The sequence below is a fragment of the Leptolyngbya sp. GGD genome, assembly GCF_026735145.1.
Classification (GTDB): domain Bacteria; phylum Cyanobacteriota; class Cyanobacteriia; order Leptolyngbyales; family Leptolyngbyaceae; genus Leptolyngbya; species Leptolyngbya boryana.
The window spans coordinates 50,210-67,680 of the sequence record NZ_JAPQKE010000005.1 but is presented as its reverse complement, the minus strand read 5'-3'; the positions used below and the strand labels follow the sequence as shown (position 1 = coordinate 67,680).

Here is a 17,471-nt window from a genome sequence, read left to right as displayed (position 1 = left end):
ATAGATAAATAGGATTTATGTAATGACCAGTTTATTCTCTTCACCTTTCTCGTCTGCGGTTCACTCTCACGACTTTGGACTGCGATCGTTGCTCGATCCAAGGTTCAAACTTTGGCGGATTGAATCGGGAGTCGCGCGATCGCTCACTTGGCTAGAAGACGGAACGATCATCACACTTGGCATTTGGGGTGCCGGGGACATTGTGGGTCAGGCGCTTTCTTGTGTAGATCCTTATCAAGTGGAATGCCTCACAAAAGTGACCGCAACGCCGCTATCCTCAGAACAATGGCAACCTGATGCAGCGTTGCTGCTGTCTCATCTCCAACAGATGGAGCAATTAGCTGTGATTCGCAGTCATCGAAAAGTCGATGCCATGATGATTAAGCTGCTGAATTGGTTAGCAAAGCGATTCGGACGAGAAGTAGAAGCTGGAAATTTAATTGATCTGAAGCTCACCCATCAAGATATTGCGGATGTGTTGGGAACAACACGCGTGACAGTGACACGGATTCTTGGACAATTTGAGGAACAAGGCGTGATTGAGCGATCGCTGCGTCGCATTGTCTTGCGAGAATCGGAAGCTTGGCACTATGAAATTTAAGTCTTAATTTCAAGCTTGAAACTAAGACTTAAATCATACGATTCGTCTTGATCTGGATTCGAGCTTCTAATGGCTCTGAGTCTTCTGATTTCAAAGGATTCTGTTCAAAATGCAGCTTGCTTGCTCAGAGCGCTAAGTTTAGTGCATGAGGCAAATATAAATCTCGATGAGCAGAGTACCACTGCACAGTATTCATCAGTCCCTGTTTTAGAGCAGTTTTCGGCATCCAACCGAGTATTGACCGAGTATTGTCCAAGTTTGCTACACGAACTTGCTCCATAGGTCGATCAGGTAATGCACCAAATAGAGGCTGAATACTCGGATCGATCAAGCGATTCAGGTTTTGAACAATCTCTGAAATAGGAGTCAAGCGACTTGACCCTAGCTCGAAAGTACACCCTTCTATATTGGGCACGTGAGCGGCTGCGATTAAGCCATCCACAACATCATCTACGTAAACCCAATCGACCTGACGCTGACCACTGCTTAACTGTGGCGCTTTTCCTTCTAATAATGAAAGAGTCACGTAAGGAATCAGCTTCTTGATATCTTTCTGGGCTGGTCCATACACCATAAAGATACGAGCATTGACGATCGGGACTTGATAGAGCTGATAGAACATCTGGGCATAGGCACTGCTTGCCCATTTTGCGGCAGCATAGGGCGAGGATGGAATGGGAACATCGCCCGCATTTGGCTCTTCTAATGATCCGGCTAAGACAATCCTCTGTCCGCCAAATTCAGCCATCAGCGTTAGCAGATTGACCGTGCTCACCAAATTATTTTCTAGAGTCGATCGCACAGCATCCATGCTACGTGAACCTGATACATAGCTTGCTAAGTGAAAGACAATATCAGGCTTAATGCTCTTCCAAATTTGCCGCAGCTCATCAAAATTTTTCACATCTCCCTGAAGCCACTGCATCGCGGCATGAGGCGATGATCGCTTCAGTCGAGAGATTCCATAAACCTCTGCTCCAGAGCAAAGAAGCTGTCGGCAAAGATGTTCTCCAATGAAGCCAGACGCGCCTGTGACTAATACCTTTTGTGTGCTAAACAACTGGGGCAAATTCATATTTTTGATAGTAAGGTAAGCTGACTTTTTACTTCTGAAAATAACTGAGCAATGTGAACTACATAATGCTTATCTTCTGCTCGGACTAATTGTTTCTAATTAGTGAAAGCTCATCTTGAAGGTTTTGCCTAATTAGACTTTTAGAACAAACAGCTAAAACTTTGCAAGGATTTTGGGCAGATTTCTACATTTTGGATGATACGACGGTATTGTTGTCTGAAATTGCTTTGTGCACCCTTATCCTGACTCTAACAACAAAGAGTGAAATAAGGATGAAATTTTTTGTGATGAAATTCTCCAGAACTTTTCCGAGGATCAGAGAAAATAATATTTAGAAATATTGCTTTAAGTTGCGACATTTCATCTTGATTTCATCCTTATCTGCTAATAATGCAAATAGCAGCTAGAGTGATCGATTTTAGGTAGAAAGTGCGAACGCTATGCGAATTCTTCTTGTTGAGGATGAGCCAGACTTAGGGAGTGCGATCGAGAAAGCGCTAACGCGCGAACGTTACATTGTCGATTGGACAAAAAATGGTAATGAAGCTTGGGAGTATCTCACTCAATCCCAAGCGCAGTATATGCTGGCTGTGATTGATTGGATGTTGCCTGGTTTGTCTGGGATTGAAATCTGCAATCGGCTTCGGGCACAAAGAAAATCATTGCCTGTGCTGCTCCTAACTGCACGAGATAGTATCAGCGATCGTGTGACTGGATTAGATGCAGGCGCGGATGACTATCTGGTTAAACCGTTTGGCATGGCAGAATTGCTTGCCCGACTGCGAGCGCTGCAGCGTCGATCCCCTCAAGTTCAAGCTCAGACTCTCCAGGTTGGCTCGCTTATCTTAGACTATGGTTCCTCTTGTGTGAAGCTTCAAGCATCAGAGGCAAAAGTCCTGCTGACTGCGAAGGAATTTCAACTTCTGGAGTATTTGATGAAGCATACGAATCAAATCGTCAGTACTGAGCAAATCCGCAATCAGCTTTGGACACTCAACTCAGACTCGGTGAGTAATGTTGTTGCGGCACAAGTGCGCCTACTGCGTCGAAAGTTGGCAGAACAAGACTTAGGTCACGCGATCGAAACAGTTTATGGACTAGGATATCGATTGAATCTTCCCACATAAGGCTTATGTAGAGCTTATGCACCAAAATCGACTGTTTAATCGAACGCGACTACAGCTTGCAGCTTGGTATGCAGGAGTTATGGGAGCGATTTTGGGTGTTTGTGGCGTTGCGGTTTATCTACATCTAGCAGAAACTCATTTTGAAGCGATCGCTGGCGAAATTCAAACCTTAGTAGGGTCTTTACATGACAGCATTGAACCGATGCTCGAAAAACCGGGCGAACTGCATCCGCGTGTCAGGCAGATTCTTCCCGGACTTTGTGTTGGAGGTCAGCTTTGCCGCCCGGTTAAAACATCACATATTCATGTTTTAGGAGCCGATTACCAAGATCCCTACTATGTGAGATTCACAAACCTATCCTTCCAAACATTAGCAACAGTCAACACTCCCCCCCCGCCAGATTCTGCTGCTCAAGGCAAAAATTGGCAAATCCTCACAGACGAGGAAGGACGACGCTATCATCAATTCTCAATGGTGTTGACGACTTCAGCAGGGCAGCCTTGGGGCTATATTCAAGTTGGACGATCGCTCTCTGGATATCAACGATATCTTGCCTCGCTGAAAGTGTTTCTGCTGATTGGCTTACCGATAGCAATGGTGTCAATTGGGGGAGCAAGCTGGTGGCTAGCCGGATTAGCGATGCAGCCTGTGTATAATTCGTATCGACAAATCCAGCAATTCACCGCAGATGCTGCCCATGAACTGAGAACGCCTCTTGCTGCAATTCAAGCGACGGTTGAGACAACCTTAGGTACAGAAAATCTGAACTTGATTGAAGCTCAGACGACTCTGCAAACGATTACTCGTCAGAATCAGAGGCTGGCTCAACTCGTTCAAGATCTGCTGATGCTGTCTCGGATGGATCTGAAAGTCTTACCGACTAAACATCAGAACTGTTGTTTAGATGATTTATTGCACGATTTAGTTGAAGAATTTGCTGCTTTCGCGATCTCCGCTAAAGTTTCTTTAGAACTCTCAATCCAGGCTCAAGATCTCTATGTTGTTGGAGATGAAGAACAGCTCTACCGTTTAGTCATGAACCTGATTACGAATGCCATCCAATATTCGTATCCTGGTGGGACTGTAATGTTGCGATTGCTCAAAGAAGACTCGACTGCCATCATTCAAGTTGAAGATACAGGGGTTGGAATCGAGACAGCGGAGCAGACTCGAATTTTTGACCGATTTTATCGTGTGAACCAAGACCGCTCTCGGCAGACGGGCGGGGCAGGATTGGGACTGGCGATCGCTCAAGCGATTGTGGAACTTCACAAGGGAAGTCTTAAAGTTCAAAGCCAATTCGGAAAAGGGAGTATTTTTACACTTCGCCTGCCGCTTAAGACTTAGCCATGATCGAGCCATGACTTGCATTGAGCGTTCTCAATCGTCCGCACCTACTGATAGACAGATTGTATAGGTTGAATATTTCCTGTTAGTCTCAGGTAGAGGAAACACTGACTATAGTTCTCTAAGTGAGCAGGGCGCTTTCTAATTTCCTTGATGGGCTTGTGGTAGAAGTATTGAATGCGATCGCATTTTCTTGAATGTGCTTAAAAAATGGTCAAGCCGAATCCTCCTAGTCAACACCGCAGTTCTTTTCTCAATTGGCTGCTAGAAGAAGAACATCACGAGCGAGAAGGACCCTATCACAAAGCACAGACTGAGCGGAAGTACCCTTGGTGGCAAGTGATGTGCTTGACGGGGGTGGATTATTTTTCAACGCTGGGATATCAGCCTGGGATTGCTGCCTTAGCTGCAGGGGCTTTATCTCCGATCGCGACATTTATCTTAGTCTTACTCACTTTGTTTGGAGCCTTACCGATCTATCGGCGAATTGCAATGAATAGTCCGCATGGAGAAGGCTCGATCGCGATGCTCGAACATTTACTAGCATGGTGGCAGGGCAAGTTTTTCGTACTCTGTCTCCTCGGCTTTGTCGCGACCGATTTTATCATTACGATTACACTCTCTGCCGCAGATGCCACTGCACATATTGTAGAGAATCCGATGGTTCCGGAATTTCTGCACAGTCAGACAGTGGGTATTACGCTGATGCTGATTACATTACTCGGAATTGTGTTTTTGCGAGGATTTCGAGAAGCGATCGGGCTTGCTGTAGTGCTGGTATTTGCTTATCTTGCTTTGAATTTAATCACGATCTCAGTGAGTGCCCTGCACATTTTGAATCAACCGAGCGTGATTACAGATTGGCAAGCGGCTCTCTTTGCCGATCGCAGTAATCCCGTTCTTTTACTGGCATCGGCTGCTTTACTCTTTCCCAAGCTTGCATTAGGGCTATCTGGGTTTGAAACGGGCGTGGCAGTGATGCCACTCGTGCAAGGAAGTGGAAACGACACAGAACCAAAACCGCGTGGCAGAATTCGCAATACTCACAAATTGCTGCTGACTGCGGCTGTGACGATGAGCGTTTTCTTAATTGCGAGTAGTCTGGTGACGACGCTGTTGATTCCAGTTGCAGAATTTCAACCTGGGGGTGCAGCAAATGGGCGAGCCTTAGCATATCTCGCTCATCGCTACTTGGGAAGTGGATTTGGAACACTTTACGACCTCAGCACAATTTCGATTCTATGGTTTGCTGGAGCGTCTGCAATGGCAGGACTGCTCAATATTGTGCCGCGTTATCTGCCGCGCTATGGCATGGCTCCCAATTGGGCAAGAGCTGCCCGACCGCTGGTGTTGGTTTATATTGCGATCGCGTTTACGGTGACGGTAGTTTTTCAAGCAGATGTGGAAGCTCAAGGGGGTGCTTATGCAACTGGCGTATTAGTGTTAATGAGTTCGGCAGCATTTGCGGTGACACTCTCTGCTTATCGCCGTAGAGCTACCCGCAGTATTTTGCTCTTTGGCTTAATTACGTTAGTTTTTGTTTATACCACTGTTGTTAACATTATTGAACGTCCTGAGGGCATTCGGATTGCGGCTTTGTTTATTGCCACGATCGTGATTACATCACTGATTTCTCGGATTTGGAGATCGACCGAATTGCGAGTTGAGCGAATTGATCTAGATGCAAGTGCCCGTCAGTTGATCAACGATGAACGTGCTCATATGATTCGACTGATTGCGAATCGTAAACAGGCAGGGGATTGGCAAGAATATTTTCTCAAAGAACAACAAGTTCGTGAAGATAACCATATTCCAGATGCAGAGCCGATTCTATTTTTAGAAGTTGAGATCTCGGATGCGTCGGAATTTTCCGAAACGATTCAAATTCAAGGCGTTGAAGTGGGAGAATATCGAATTTTGCGTGCCCGGAGTGCCGCAGTCCCAAACGCGATCGCTGCGATTTTGCTTTACTTGCGCAACGAAACGGGTAAGCTGCCCCATGTCTATTTTGGATGGGCAGAAGGTAATCCTGTGAAGTATTTGGCACGATTTATTCTATTTGGTGAGGGTGATATTCCAGTGTTGACCCGTGAGGTATTGCGGAAAGCAGAACGCGACCCTCAACAGCGTCCTAGAATTCACGTAGGCGGATAATCTCGATTTTGAATGGATTTGAGAAATGAAAAAATTGGAATTTGAGCTAGAATTCAAATCTCGGCTCGATGCTTTTGGGATGGCAAGACTACATCCTATTTTTACCGTTTAGGTGGTTGCAGATGCTTCAACGATCCAATCTCCGTGTTGTGATGAGCGCGCTTCTCATCGGTCACATGAACTTGACAATGGTCGGCTGTGCAAGTTCTACTCCATCTTCTGCGCCACCAGGACAGAGCGGATCAACCCCGATCGCAGAAGCTCAACCCAAGCAGACCCCAAATTCATCGGAGAGTTCAGGCGCTCAACCCGAAAAAACCGAGGCTCCAGCTAGTACCCAACCAACAGCAGAAGTAAAGCCCAAATCTCAGTCTGTCCCATCCTCAAAAACTTCTGCCTCGTCTGAAATTGCGATGCCGGATATTCCTCAAGATAAAGTGATCAGCGCGGTTAAAGCAGATTGGAATGGAGATAGTATCACCGATCGCGCAATCTTAACTGTTTCAGAAGCCGATGCTACGGAGACGGATCTGCTGATCTATCTTTCAGATCCGTCTCAAAAGTCTAGACTTGCTCTGAGTAAGCGAAATGTTGCTTGGCGTGGTGCAATGTATGGCACACAGCCTTCGCTGTCCGTAAACCCTCAAGGTTCTCTCGTCATCAATTCTGCAAATGATGCGATTGGTCGCGATCGCTGGAGCAAAAAGATTACAGCGATGTATGAAAACGGAGAGTTTGTTGTGGCGGGGTATACCTACTCTTATCACGACACGCTTGATCTTGCAGTGGGTGGCACTTGTGATGTGAATTTGCTGACAGGCAGAGGTGTGAAGAATAACCAAGAATTTAGAACAACGCTCAAACCGATGAATTTGGAAAATTGGACAGAGGATTCTGAACCCAAAGAGTGTAATTTCTAATGAATCTGAGTGCGATCGTATTAGCGGGTGGAAATAGTTCTCGAATGGGTCAAGACAAAGCTCTACTTGAGATTGATGGGGTTCCTCTGCTCAAACGAACTTGTGATGCAGCAAGACACTGTACTGATTTGATTTATATTGTGACTTCGTGGCGCGATCGCTATGAGTCAATGGTGTCTGACGTGCAATGGATTGAAGAATCCAGTCCGCGATCGCCGATTGTTGGTTTTGCAGAAGCACTTGAACAGGTTGCGACTGAGTGGGTTTTACTACTTGCTTGCGATTTGCCTCGATTGCGGGGTGAGACGTTGAAACAGTGGACAACTCAACTTGCAGAAGTATCGATCGTAGTTGCAAAAACTGAGCAGAGATGGGAACCTTTGTGTGGATTTTACCGCCGCGATTGTCTACCAAGTTTGCAACGCTACATTGCACAAGGTCAGAGGTCGTTTCAGCATTGGTTAGATGCTGAAGTTGTCCAAGAGTTAGTAGTATCCGATCGTCAAATCTTGTTTAATTGCAATACTCCCGATGATTTGAAACAATGTCTGCCTTAATTTTAATTTGCTCAGCACTGCTTGATTTCTGGATTGGTGATCCGTGGAATTGGTTGCATCCAGTGCAGGTGATGGGTTGGGTGATCGAGCAATTTAAGCAAGTTACTTTTCGGCTTACTAAAAATGCGATCGCGCTGCGGATTGCGGGCGTGATTTTAACGATTGGATTAGGATTTGGAAGTGCTGGTATCAGTTGGGGGTTGATTCAGCTTGGAACATTCCTGCATCCGATTTTAGGAAGTGCGATCGCGGTCGTTTTACTTGCAAGCTGTTTTGCTGGACGGAGTTTGAGACGAGCAGGAGAAGATGTGATTGCAAGATTGGATCATTTAGATGAAGCGCGATCGCAACTTCGGCTTTACGTCGGGCGTGACACAGAGCATTTGTCAAAACCTGAGATTCTTAGGGCAGTTCTGGAAACTGTCACCGAGAATTCAGTCGATGGAGTGATGGCTCCATTGTTTTATGCCTTGATTGGGGCATTTACGCCTGTGGGAAGTGTTGCATTTGCGATCGCGTATAAAGCCGTTAGCACGCTCGATTCAATGATTGGATATCAGGCACCGCCTTTCACGGATCTTGGTTGGTTTAGTGCTAAAACTGATGATGTTTTGACTTGGTTTCCTTGTCGATTGACTGTGTTGACATTGGGTTTAATATCCGGCAGACCGTTTGAGGTATGGAAGCTTTGCCAGCGAGATGCACCTCAAGATCCAAGTCCTAATTCTGGGTGGAGTGAATGTATCTATGCGGCTATCTTGAAGGTGCAAGTCGGTGGTGTGAATTACTATCAAGGAGTCGAAAAACATAAATCTCTGCTCGGAGAGCCTTTACAAGAGATCACAGTTGATACGATTTATCAAGCGCTCAGTTTGACGCGGGTTTGTTTTTTGAGTTGGTTAGCGATCGCATGTTTACTGTTGCTCCAGCACGTTCGGCTAGCAGTTTTTGCAGCTTAAACCTCAATTTTATGGGCTTATAACAATTCTTCTGAGTTGGGAAATTCATCAGGAGCAATGAGTTTTTGCTTCATCGCGAGAACTGCGGCTTGAGTGCGATCGCGAACTTCTAGCTTCTGCAAGATAGCATGGACATGAACTCGCACTGTTCCGGGTGTAATGTATAGTATTTCAGCGATTTCTTGATTCGTTTTTCCGCGTGCGATCCATGCCAAAATTTCTTGCTCTCGTTGAGTCAGAGCCACTTTAGGATGATCCGGATCAGAAGTTCCTTGATGTTCAAAAGCAGCTCGAATTTCAGTCGTCGCGGTCGCATCCCACCATGATGCACCTGCTGCTACTGACTGAATCGCCAGAATCAGAAGTTGAGAAGGGCATCCTTTCAGACAATATCCTTGTGCCCCAGCTTCGATCATCCGATTGACGATCGCTTTTTGAGTATGAGACGTGAGAACTAGCACAGGTAGTGTCGGTACACACTGCCGAATTTGCCGACAAGTTTCAATTCCTCCAAGCCCTGATAGCCCAATATCTAAGACAACAATGTCGAGCGCTTGCGACTTAACTAGATCGAGTGCCGTTTCTCCATCTTCTGCTTCTGCGACAACCTCTAAGTTTGGTTCTCGATCGAGACGAACTCGCAAACCGAGACGGAATAGTTCATCATCTTCAACAAGAAGAATTTTTAGCGGTGGAGATGCCATCTTACACGACAGGGGAGTGAGGGAGAGTTGGCAGGCGAAATGCAAATACTGCTCCTCCTGCCTGACCATTTTCTGCCCAAATTGTACCGCCATGTGCCTCGATAATTTGACGAGAGAGATAGAGTCCGAGTCCAGACCCTTTGGTTTGGCGATCGCTCTGTCCCTGATAAAATCGCTCAAATAGATGCAGAATTTCTTCAGACTGCACGCCTGCCCCGGTATCGATTACTTTTACCGTTTGATAAATTGAGCCAGGTTCTAGCGCAATTTCAACTTTGCCGCCGCGAGAAGAATGATGAATGGCATTGGTCAGCAAATTTGCAATCACCCGCTGAAGCTGTAGCGGATCACCTTTGACCCAGAGAAATTTGCGAAAATCCGAAGCTCCATAATTCAGTGAAATATGAATGCGACGACTGGCTGCAAGTTCTCTCAGGGTTGTTGTGACTTCTTCTGTCAGTTTTACGAGATCGACAGGAACTGCATTGAGTTGAATGCCCTCATTATCGTTGCGGTAGACATCTAATAATGTTTCAACGATCTGTAAGGTGGTTCGATGACTTCGCATCATCATGGCTAGAACAGTCTGTTGAGCAGGCTGCACCTCACCAAAACTACCCTGTTGAAATGCTTTTAATGTTTCAATGGCTCCGAGTAACGGAGTTTTTAGATCATGCGTCAAAGTAGAAGCAAAATCTTCTCGAAGACGTGCAAGTTGTTCTTGGGATTCTAATTGACTCTTCTGGTGTAAAACGGTTTGCTGATATGCTCGATTGCGATCGCTCAACATCCCTGTTACTACGATCGCGATTGTTGCGATGATTCGATTTGAGATCATTGCAGCATTGATGATCTCAAAATTGGGCAGCCAAACGTTGAGCATGGTCAGAATGCAAGCGATCGCCGTCAGTGTAAAAACGGCGCGTCGGCTCAAATGATGACTCGCAATCAGAATAGGACCAATGTATAGATAGCCAAATACATAGGCAGAAGGCGTGGCATATTCTAGGACAAATACGATCGCGAACAGAAATACGATGAGCCAGAATGCGTGAAGATGCCAATCTTTAGAACTAACAAACAGCTTGAAGAGTGACATTGGGCTGATCCGGAGGAGTCCTTTCTCAAAGTTTAAGCGATCTGCTTGAGAAAAAGGATGTTTCAATTCGCGTTTAGATGCAATCTATATCTATGCTAATAGCGCTTTCCTAAACACGACTCAGTGGAAGATATAGACGAGACCCGTTTCAAAGTTATACCTTGTCAGATCGACAAAATCGTTCATGATAGTTCTCAGAGACGATTCAAATGCTTCGCGTGTTCGCTGCATTACGCTTCAAGTTTGAGCAAAAACAACTACTTCAATTTTTCTGTTGGAGTTCGAGATAAATTATGCTGGAAGGATGGTTTCAAATTGCGTTAACGCTGCTGATTGTAGTAGTGATTACCCCTTTTTTAGGTGGGTATATGGCGCGCATCTACTTGGGTCAGCGATCGTTACTTGACCCCGTGCTCAATGCGATCGAGTCGAGAATTTATCGCTTGAGTGGCTGTCAAGCACAGGAAAACATGACGGGCTGGCAGTATGCTAGAGCCGTATTGTTTAGCAATGTGGCGATGTCATTGCTGCTGGCTCTTATTTTGTTTGGTCAAGGCTGGCTTCCGTTGAATCCGACTTATCTCAGTTCGCCAACTTGGGATACGAATTTACATACAATCATTTCATTTATTACGAATACCAATCAGCAGCATTATTCTGGCGAAACGACCTATAGCTATTTTGCTCAGGTTGCTGGTTTAGGCTATATGTTCTTTGTCTCAGCAGCAACAGGGATGGCAGTGGGTGCTGCTTTTATCCGAGGGCTGACAGGTAGACCGCTTGGTAATTTTTATGTGGATCTGATTCGGACGATTACGCGGATTCATTTGCCGATCGCAATCTTGATCACGATTGTTCTTATTGCTGCTGGAACTCCGGAAACCCTCGGAAGTCCTATTGTCGTTCCGACTTTAGAAAATCCAGCAATCAGTCAAGCGATCGCACGCGGACCGATCGCTCACTTTGAGGCAATGAAGGAACTTGGGGAAAACGGGGGTGGATTCTTTGCGATTAACTCAGCACACCCATTTGAGAATCCCAATCCGCTCACGAATCTCATCCAGATTATGAGCATGGTTGCTTTACCTGCTTCTTTCATCTACGCCTATGGTGTGATTGCAAACAATCGTAAGCAAGCTTGGCTCGTCTATGGGCTAGTCATGTTCCTATTTATTGGCTTCGTCATTATCAATGGGATTGGGGAGTACAATGGCAATCCCGCAGTTAACGCGCTGCTTGGCGGTCAGGCTCCGAACCTAGAAGGAAAAGAAGTCCGCTTTGGTTGGGCACAATCGGCACTTTATGCCACGATGACGACTGGAACCATGACTGGAGCCGTCAATAGCTTGCACGACTCGTTTATGCCCAATGGTGGCTTTGTCACGCTCTCCAACATGCTGCTGCAAATTGTCTGGGGTGGACAAGGAACGGGCACAGCTTACCTTTTTGCTTACTTGCTTCTGGCAGTGTTCGTAACAGGATTGATGGTTGGTAGAACGCCAGAATTTTTGGGACGCAAGATCGAAAAGCGGGAAGTCGTGCTAGCGAGTTTTCTGATTTTGCTGGTGCATCCGATCGCGATTCTCCTGCCTAGTGCGATCGCATTATCTTTACCCAGTGCGCCCGATGGTGCGACGGCTCAAGGCTTTTTTAACGGTATTACTAATCCTGGCTTTCATGGCATGACTCAACTCCTGTATGAGTATGCGTCTGCTGCTGCAAACAATGGGTCTGGATTTGAAGGATTACTCGATAGTCAACCTGCACCCTCTGCATTGTGGTGGAACTTGAGTTGCTGCTTTAGTCTACTAGCAGGTCGTTATATTCCAATGGTTTCACTGCTGTTGCTTGCTGATAGCATGTCCCGCAAACAGCCTGTGCCTTTAACGAGTGGAACATTGAGAACTGATACCGGATTATTCATTGGTGTGACAGCAGGTGTGATTTTAATTCTCGGCGCACTCACATTCTTCCCTGTCTTGGCACTTGGACCGATCGCTGAAGCCTTTCAAATTGCTAGAGGCGGTTAGTTTGATCAACGACTAGAGTTATTTACTTCAGGACAACATTTCAACTGTTATGAAATCTATGCCGTCTCATTCAGGAAAATTGCCTCAGGGATCTCGTGACAATCGCAAACATACCGCTAAAGTCAAGCTGGATGACCTGTATCAAAAAGCCGTCAAAGAGGCATTTGTTAAACTTGACCCGCGGATTGTCGTTAAAAATCCGGTGATGTTTGTGGTTTGGCTCGGTACGATCGTGACTTTGCTCGTCACGCTGGAGCCAAACTTATTTGGAACCGTGCAAGCTGATGTGAATCAACAACGCCTGCTCAATGGCATCATTACGTTGATTCTATTTTTTACAGTTGTTTTTGCGAATTTTGCAGAGGCAGTTGCAGAAGGACGTGGAAAAGCTCAAGCAGATTCACTGCGATCGACGCGATCGGATACTTCTGCTTTAAAAGTTTTTCCCGATGGTACAACTCAGAAAGTAAGTTCTACTGCACTACGGCGGGGTGATCTGGTTCGAGTCGTAGCTGGAGACATGATTCCAGCTGATGGGGAAGTGATCGAAGGCATTGCTTCTGTAGATGAATCTGCAATCACTGGAGAATCGGCTCCGGTGCTGAAGCAACCCGGCACAGACATTATGAGTTCGGTTACGGGTGGGACTCGCATTATTTCTGACCAATTGTTACTCAAAATTACTCAAGATCCGGGGCAAGGCTTTATCGATCGGATGATTGCCCTCGTCGAAGGCGCAGCACGCACGAAAACGCCGAACGAGATTGCTTTAACTGTGTTACTTGCAGTTCTGACCCAGGTGTTTTTGATTGTGGTTGCGACCGTTCCCCCAATTGCAAACTATGTCGCAAACTTTTTAGAAACAACGCTCGGAGGAGAGGTCGCAAATAGCTTCCGCTCGGGAGCCAGCATCGCGATTTTAATTTCGCTGCTCGTGGCATTAATTCCAACGACAATCGGGGGCTTGTTGAGTGCGATCGGGATTGCGGGAATGGATCGAGTGGCGCAGTTCAATGTGATTGCGACTTCTGGACGAGCTGTTGAAGCTTGTGGAGATGTCAATACACTCGTGCTTGATAAAACTGGAACGATCACGCTTGGGAACCGTCTCGCTGACGAGTTTATTCCAGTGAATGGTCATTCACTCGTAGAGGTTGCCGATATCTGTCTTGCTGCTAGCTTATTCGATGAAACTCCAGAAGGACGATCAATTGTCCAGCTCGCTCAAAATTTAGGTGCAAATTTTGCCTTAAATGGAAAAGCGGCTGAAGGGGTTGAATTTTCAGCTCGAACTCGCCTGAGTGGGACAGATATTGAGGGCATTGAGTATCGTAAGGGAGCCGTGGATGCTGTGAAAGGCTTTGTACGATCGCGAGGTGGACAGGTTCCTGCTGAACTCGACGAAGCATATGAGCGTGTCTCTCGATTCGGAGGAACGCCGCTTGCGGTCTGCCAAGGCAGTGATATGTACGGCGTGATCTACCTTAAAGACATTGTAAAACCGGGACTTCGCGAACGATTTGATCAACTCCGTCGCATGGGAGTCAAGACGATTATGCTCACTGGAGATAATCGAATTACAGCTTCGGTGATTGCTCAAGAAGCAGGGGTGGATGATTTTATTGCAGAAGCGACTCCTGAAGACAAGATTGACGTGATTCGCCGCGAACAATCTGAAGGTAAGCTCGTTGCCATGACAGGTGATGGAACCAATGATGCGCCTGCTCTCGCTCAAGCCAATGTCGGCTTAGCAATGAATTCTGGCACACAGGCTGCGAAAGAAGCTGCCAATATGGTTGATCTAGATTCTGATCCGACTAAACTGATTGACTTAGTGACGATTGGCAAACAGCTTCTCATCACACGTGGGGCATTGACCACATTCTCGATCGCGAATGACATTGCGAAGTATTTTGCAATCATTCCTACTATCTTTGCTGCTGCCGGAATCGGTGCATTGAACATTATGGGGTTAAAAAGTGCAGAGTCCGCGATCGTATCTGCCTTAATCTACAACGCGCTGATCATTCCTGTACTGATTCCATTAGCCCTAAAAGGTGTGCAATTTCGTCCGCTCACTGCCGATCAATTGCTCAAGCGCAATATGTTGGTCTATGGCTTGGGTGGCATTGTTGCACCTTTTATTGCGATTAAAGCGATCGACCTGATTTTGCCGTTATCCTAGTAAACCGCTATGAAATTCAATTTACCTCACAATCTCACTCCAGTGTTTGAAGATACGATCGAAATGCTTTTAGCATGGCGCAGAAGAAAACTGCCTCTGTATTTGTTCTTGGCACTTTGTTTTAATCTTGTTCTTGCACCTGTGGTCTATGCTGCTAGTAGTTCTCAGCTTTCTCGCTCCCAAGCTTGGTCACTGGGACTACTTGGCTTATTAATCGTTGCGTTGTCTGTCTACTTGTTTTTTGTGATGTTTGCGCCGGAGAAATTCTAAAATGAGCTTTGTACGTGAGGCAGGTAGAGCCGTTCGTTCTACTTTCGTTCTTTGGGTTCTGACTGCTTTGATGTATCCATTTGTGATGATTGCGATCGGACAAATTGCCTTTCCATTTCAAGCAAATGGCAGTTTGATCAACAACGCTCAGGGGCAACCGATTGGCTCAGCTTTAATTGGGCAACCGTTTACCAGCGATCGCTATTTCAATAGTCGCCCTAGTACTACAAACTATAGTACTGCCGATCCAAAAGCAGATTCGCTAGGGGTATTAAAAACAGGGGTTTCAGGTGCAAGTAATCTGGCTCCGAGTAATCCCGCTTTGCTCGATCGCATTCGAGGTCAATCTGATCCGAATGGCAAAACGACGATCGTCGGTGATATTCCCAGATTGCAAAAAGCAGGCGTGAAGCCAACGGCTGATTTAGTCTATACTTCTGGTTCAAGTCTTGATCCACATATCACACCCGAAGCAGCAAAAGCACAAATTGATCGAGTCGCAAAAGCACGAGGACTGCAACCGAATCAGATTGAAGCTTTGATCACCCAAAATACTGAGAATCGCTTCTTAGGCATTTTTGGTGAACCCGGAGTAAATGTATTAAAGCTGAACTTAGCGTTAGATGCTCTCAAACCTGCTCGGGCATCGTAACTGCAAAATCTAAGAGGCTAACTTAGAACTGTATTTGAGAGTGCAGATGCTCTTGATCGCATTATGATAATGAATGCTTCTAGTGTGGCATTGCTCATGAAAGTTCGTAGCCTCGTTGCAGTTAGTCTTGTTGTTGTCATTGATGCGTCGCTGGTCAAAGCGCAAACTATTTATCTCGATCGCGCTCAACAGGGCATGGTGGCATCGGCGCACCCTATCGCCAGCGAGATTGGCTTGAGCATTCTCAAACAGGGAGGAAATGCGATCGATGCTGCGGTTGCTACGACCTTAGCGATTTCGGTTGCAGAGCCGTTCTCTGCTGGCATCGGTGGTGGGGGCTTTCTGATGTTTTACCAAGCGCAGAAAAATGAAACGAAAGCCCTGGATTTTCGAGAACGTGCGCCCCTGAAAGCAACTCAAAACATGTATTTAGATGCTCAGGGCAAAGTTCGCCCGAACAGTAGCATTAATGGTTACTTAGCAGTCGCTACACCTGGAACAATTGCAGGACTCTACGAAGCGCATCGGCAATATGGAAAATTACCTTGGAAGACGGTTGTTGCTCCGTCTGTGAACTTGGCTCAATCTGGTTTTCCGGTGAGTCATCGGTTTACGGAAGCAACCACATCACGGAAGTTTCAAAATGCCGAGGCTCAGAAGATTTTTACGCATCAGGGCAAGCCTTATCAGCCGGGTGAGATTTTCAAGCAACCTGATTTAGCAGCCACTTTAAGCGCGATCGCAGTTGATCCGAATAGTTTCTATCAAGGCAAAATTGCCAATGCGATCGTCAATGATATGCGAGTCAACAAGGGGCTAATTACTCTCGAAGACCTCAAACAATATCGTCCGATCTGGCGTACTCCCGTATGTGGAGATTTTCGCCAAGCGCGGGTCTGCTCCATGCCGCCGCCTTCATCGGGTGGAGTGCATTTAATTCAGATGCTCAATTTGGTGAGTGATACGGATCTTAAAACAATGGGTTGGCGCAATCCAGATTCATTGCATCTTCTGACTGAATCGATGCGAATCGCTTACGCTGATCGTGCAACTTATCTTGGCGATCCTGACTTTGTGAAAGTTCCGGTATCTGCCTTGATCAGCCCTGCTTACGCGAAACTTCGGCGTTCAGAAATTAATCCCAAAAAAGCTGCTCCTTCGGTGAAACCAGGCGATTCAGCAGTTTTACAAAAGCTTTCAAAAGAATCGACGGAAACGAGCCATCTCACAGTGGTCGATCGCGATCGCAATGCAGTCAGTCTTACTTTTACAATCAATCTGGGTTTTGGGGCGGGAATTGTTGCGAAAGGAACTGGAATTGTTTTGAACAATGAGATGGATGATTTTGCGATCGCGCCGAATACTCCGAATGCGTTTGGTTTAGTCGGGGGGCAAGCGAATGCGATCACGCCTCGCAAAACGCCACTTTCGAGCATGACTCCCACAATCATTACTGAAAATGGAAAGCTCCGAATGGCAGTAGGCGCACCAGGCGGAAGCACGATTATTACAACAGTGCTGCAAAGTATTCTGAATGTGTTGGTTTACGAGATGGATGTCCGCCAAGCGATCGCCGCACCTCGAATTCATCATCAATGGCAACCGGATCGATTAAATGTAGAACAACGGGGACTTGATCCCTTGACGATTTCAGACTTACAGCGTCGAGGACATCAAATTTATCAGCGTGGAAATTGGGGCAATGCGAATGCGATCGTCGTTCGCCCAGATGGCGGGTTAGAAGGTGCGGCTGACCCACGCGGCGAAGGCACTGCTGCTGGATACTAAAG

At 46.3% G+C, this 17,471-nt stretch carries 15 protein-coding genes; 12 read left to right on the top strand and 3 right to left on the bottom strand.

The window, feature by feature from the left end; all coding sequences use genetic code 11:
- The first annotated feature begins 22 nt into the window (after window positions 1-22).
- On the top strand, window positions 23-601 hold the full coding sequence (locus OU814_RS22205; RefSeq protein WP_017291436.1) for a Crp/Fnr family transcriptional regulator: 579 nt from the start codon (window positions 23-25) through the stop codon (window positions 599-601).
- A 124-nt stretch (window positions 602-725) separates the two neighbouring features.
- Here the strand turns inward: OU814_RS22205 and OU814_RS22200 are convergent, their stop codons facing one another.
- Complete coding sequence (locus tag OU814_RS22200; protein WP_268242132.1) at window positions 726-1,676, bottom strand: NAD-dependent epimerase/dehydratase family protein; 951 nt, start codon at window positions 1,674-1,676, stop codon at window positions 726-728.
- Between the two features lie 440 nt (window positions 1,677-2,116).
- Between OU814_RS22200 and rppA the strand changes: the two genes are divergently transcribed.
- The 6 genes from rppA to cbiB all read left to right on the top strand — a co-directional run bounded on the left by rppA (window position 2,117) and on the right by cbiB (window position 8,741).
- The gene (gene rppA / locus OU814_RS22195) at window positions 2,117-2,803 is read left to right on the top strand and encodes a two-component system response regulator RppA (RefSeq protein WP_017291438.1); all 687 of its coding nucleotides are present in this window, start codon (window positions 2,117-2,119) and stop codon (window positions 2,801-2,803) included.
- A gap of 16 nt (window positions 2,804-2,819) precedes the next feature.
- On the top strand, window positions 2,820-4,151 hold the full coding sequence (gene rppB, locus OU814_RS22190; RefSeq protein ID WP_268242131.1) for a two-component system sensor histidine kinase RppB: 1,332 nt from the start codon (window positions 2,820-2,822) through the stop codon (window positions 4,149-4,151).
- 210 nt (window positions 4,152-4,361) lie between these two features.
- Entirely contained in the window at window positions 4,362-6,305 is a 1,944-nt protein-coding gene (locus OU814_RS22185) for an amino acid transporter (RefSeq protein ID WP_268242130.1), read from the top strand.
- Window positions 6,306-6,427: 122 nt separating this feature from the next.
- On the top strand, window positions 6,428-7,225 hold the full coding sequence (locus OU814_RS22180) for a hypothetical protein (RefSeq protein WP_268242129.1): 798 nt from the start codon (window positions 6,428-6,430) through the stop codon (window positions 7,223-7,225).
- Window positions 7,225-7,782 carry a molybdenum cofactor guanylyltransferase gene (locus tag OU814_RS22175; protein WP_268242128.1) on the top strand — a complete coding sequence of 186 codons (558 nt, stop codon included), beginning with the start codon at window positions 7,225-7,227 and terminating at the stop codon, window positions 7,780-7,782. Before OU814_RS22180 ends, OU814_RS22175 begins: the two co-directional genes overlap by 1 nt.
- The gene (gene cbiB / locus OU814_RS22170) at window positions 7,770-8,741 is read left to right on the top strand and encodes an adenosylcobinamide-phosphate synthase CbiB (protein WP_268242127.1); all 972 of its coding nucleotides are present in this window, start codon (window positions 7,770-7,772) and stop codon (window positions 8,739-8,741) included. The genes OU814_RS22175 and cbiB overlap by 13 nt, the downstream gene beginning before the upstream one ends.
- 17 nt (window positions 8,742-8,758) lie before the next feature.
- Here cbiB and OU814_RS22165 read toward each other — a convergent pair whose 3' ends face one another.
- Window positions 8,759-9,445, bottom strand: a complete 687-nt coding sequence (locus OU814_RS22165) for a response regulator (RefSeq protein ID WP_190648702.1) — start codon at window positions 9,443-9,445, stop codon at window positions 8,759-8,761.
- Window position 9,446: 1 nt separating this feature from the next.
- Window positions 9,447-10,544 carry a sensor histidine kinase gene (locus OU814_RS22160; RefSeq protein WP_268242126.1) on the bottom strand — a complete coding sequence of 366 codons (1,098 nt, stop codon included), beginning with the start codon at window positions 10,542-10,544 and terminating at the stop codon, window positions 9,447-9,449.
- A gap of 293 nt (window positions 10,545-10,837) precedes the next feature.
- On the opposite strand from OU814_RS22160, the gene kdpA reads away from it, so the two are divergent.
- The 5 genes from kdpA (at window position 10,838) to ggt (ending at window position 17,469) form a co-directional block, all read left to right on the top strand.
- Complete coding sequence (kdpA, locus tag OU814_RS22155; protein WP_268242125.1) at window positions 10,838-12,574, top strand: potassium-transporting ATPase subunit KdpA; 1,737 nt, start codon at window positions 10,838-10,840, stop codon at window positions 12,572-12,574.
- A 58-nt stretch (window positions 12,575-12,632) separates the two neighbouring features.
- Window positions 12,633-14,759, top strand: coding sequence for a potassium-transporting ATPase subunit KdpB (kdpB, locus tag OU814_RS22150; protein ID WP_268242124.1), 2,127 nt, complete (start codon window positions 12,633-12,635; stop codon window positions 14,757-14,759).
- 9 nt (window positions 14,760-14,768) lie between these two features.
- Window positions 14,769-15,029 carry a potassium-transporting ATPase subunit F gene (locus OU814_RS22145; RefSeq protein WP_199329315.1) on the top strand — a complete coding sequence of 87 codons (261 nt, stop codon included), beginning with the start codon at window positions 14,769-14,771 and terminating at the stop codon, window positions 15,027-15,029.
- Window position 15,030: 1 nt separating this feature from the next.
- Window positions 15,031-15,681 carry a K(+)-transporting ATPase subunit C gene (kdpC, locus tag OU814_RS22140; protein WP_268242123.1) on the top strand — a complete coding sequence of 217 codons (651 nt, stop codon included), beginning with the start codon at window positions 15,031-15,033 and terminating at the stop codon, window positions 15,679-15,681.
- Between the two features lie 96 nt (window positions 15,682-15,777).
- On the top strand, window positions 15,778-17,469 hold the full coding sequence (gene ggt, locus OU814_RS22135) for a gamma-glutamyltransferase (RefSeq protein ID WP_268242122.1): 1,692 nt from the start codon (window positions 15,778-15,780) through the stop codon (window positions 17,467-17,469).
- Window positions 17,470-17,471 lie beyond the last annotated feature (2 nt).

What these genes read in the sequence shown, in the direction of transcription:
- OU814_RS22205 (WP_017291436.1), top strand. Translation starts at nt 23, where the DNA reads ATGACCAGTTTATTCTCTTCACCTTTCTCGTCTGCGGTTCACTCTCAC.
- OU814_RS22200 (WP_268242132.1), bottom strand. Translation starts at nt 1,676, where the DNA reads ATGAATTTGCCCCAGTTGTTTAGCACACAAAAGGTATTAGTCACAGGC.
- rppA (WP_017291438.1), top strand. Translation starts at nt 2,117, where the DNA reads ATGCGAATTCTTCTTGTTGAGGATGAGCCAGACTTAGGGAGTGCGATC.
- rppB (WP_268242131.1), top strand. Translation starts at nt 2,820, where the DNA reads ATGCACCAAAATCGACTGTTTAATCGAACGCGACTACAGCTTGCAGCT.
- OU814_RS22185 (WP_268242130.1), top strand. Translation starts at nt 4,362, where the DNA reads ATGGTCAAGCCGAATCCTCCTAGTCAACACCGCAGTTCTTTTCTCAAT.
- OU814_RS22180 (WP_268242129.1), top strand. Translation starts at nt 6,428, where the DNA reads ATGCTTCAACGATCCAATCTCCGTGTTGTGATGAGCGCGCTTCTCATC.
- OU814_RS22175 (WP_268242128.1), top strand. Translation starts at nt 7,225, where the DNA reads ATGAATCTGAGTGCGATCGTATTAGCGGGTGGAAATAGTTCTCGAATG.
- cbiB (WP_268242127.1), top strand. Translation starts at nt 7,770, where the DNA reads ATGTCTGCCTTAATTTTAATTTGCTCAGCACTGCTTGATTTCTGGATT.
- OU814_RS22165 (WP_190648702.1), bottom strand. Translation starts at nt 9,445, where the DNA reads ATGGCATCTCCACCGCTAAAAATTCTTCTTGTTGAAGATGATGAACTA.
- OU814_RS22160 (WP_268242126.1), bottom strand. Translation starts at nt 10,544, where the DNA reads ATGTCACTCTTCAAGCTGTTTGTTAGTTCTAAAGATTGGCATCTTCAC.
- kdpA (WP_268242125.1), top strand. Translation starts at nt 10,838, where the DNA reads ATGCTGGAAGGATGGTTTCAAATTGCGTTAACGCTGCTGATTGTAGTA.
- kdpB (WP_268242124.1), top strand. Translation starts at nt 12,633, where the DNA reads ATGCCGTCTCATTCAGGAAAATTGCCTCAGGGATCTCGTGACAATCGC.
- OU814_RS22145 (WP_199329315.1), top strand. Translation starts at nt 14,769, where the DNA reads ATGAAATTCAATTTACCTCACAATCTCACTCCAGTGTTTGAAGATACG.
- kdpC (WP_268242123.1), top strand. Translation starts at nt 15,031, where the DNA reads ATGAGCTTTGTACGTGAGGCAGGTAGAGCCGTTCGTTCTACTTTCGTT.
- ggt (WP_268242122.1), top strand. Translation starts at nt 15,778, where the DNA reads ATGAAAGTTCGTAGCCTCGTTGCAGTTAGTCTTGTTGTTGTCATTGAT.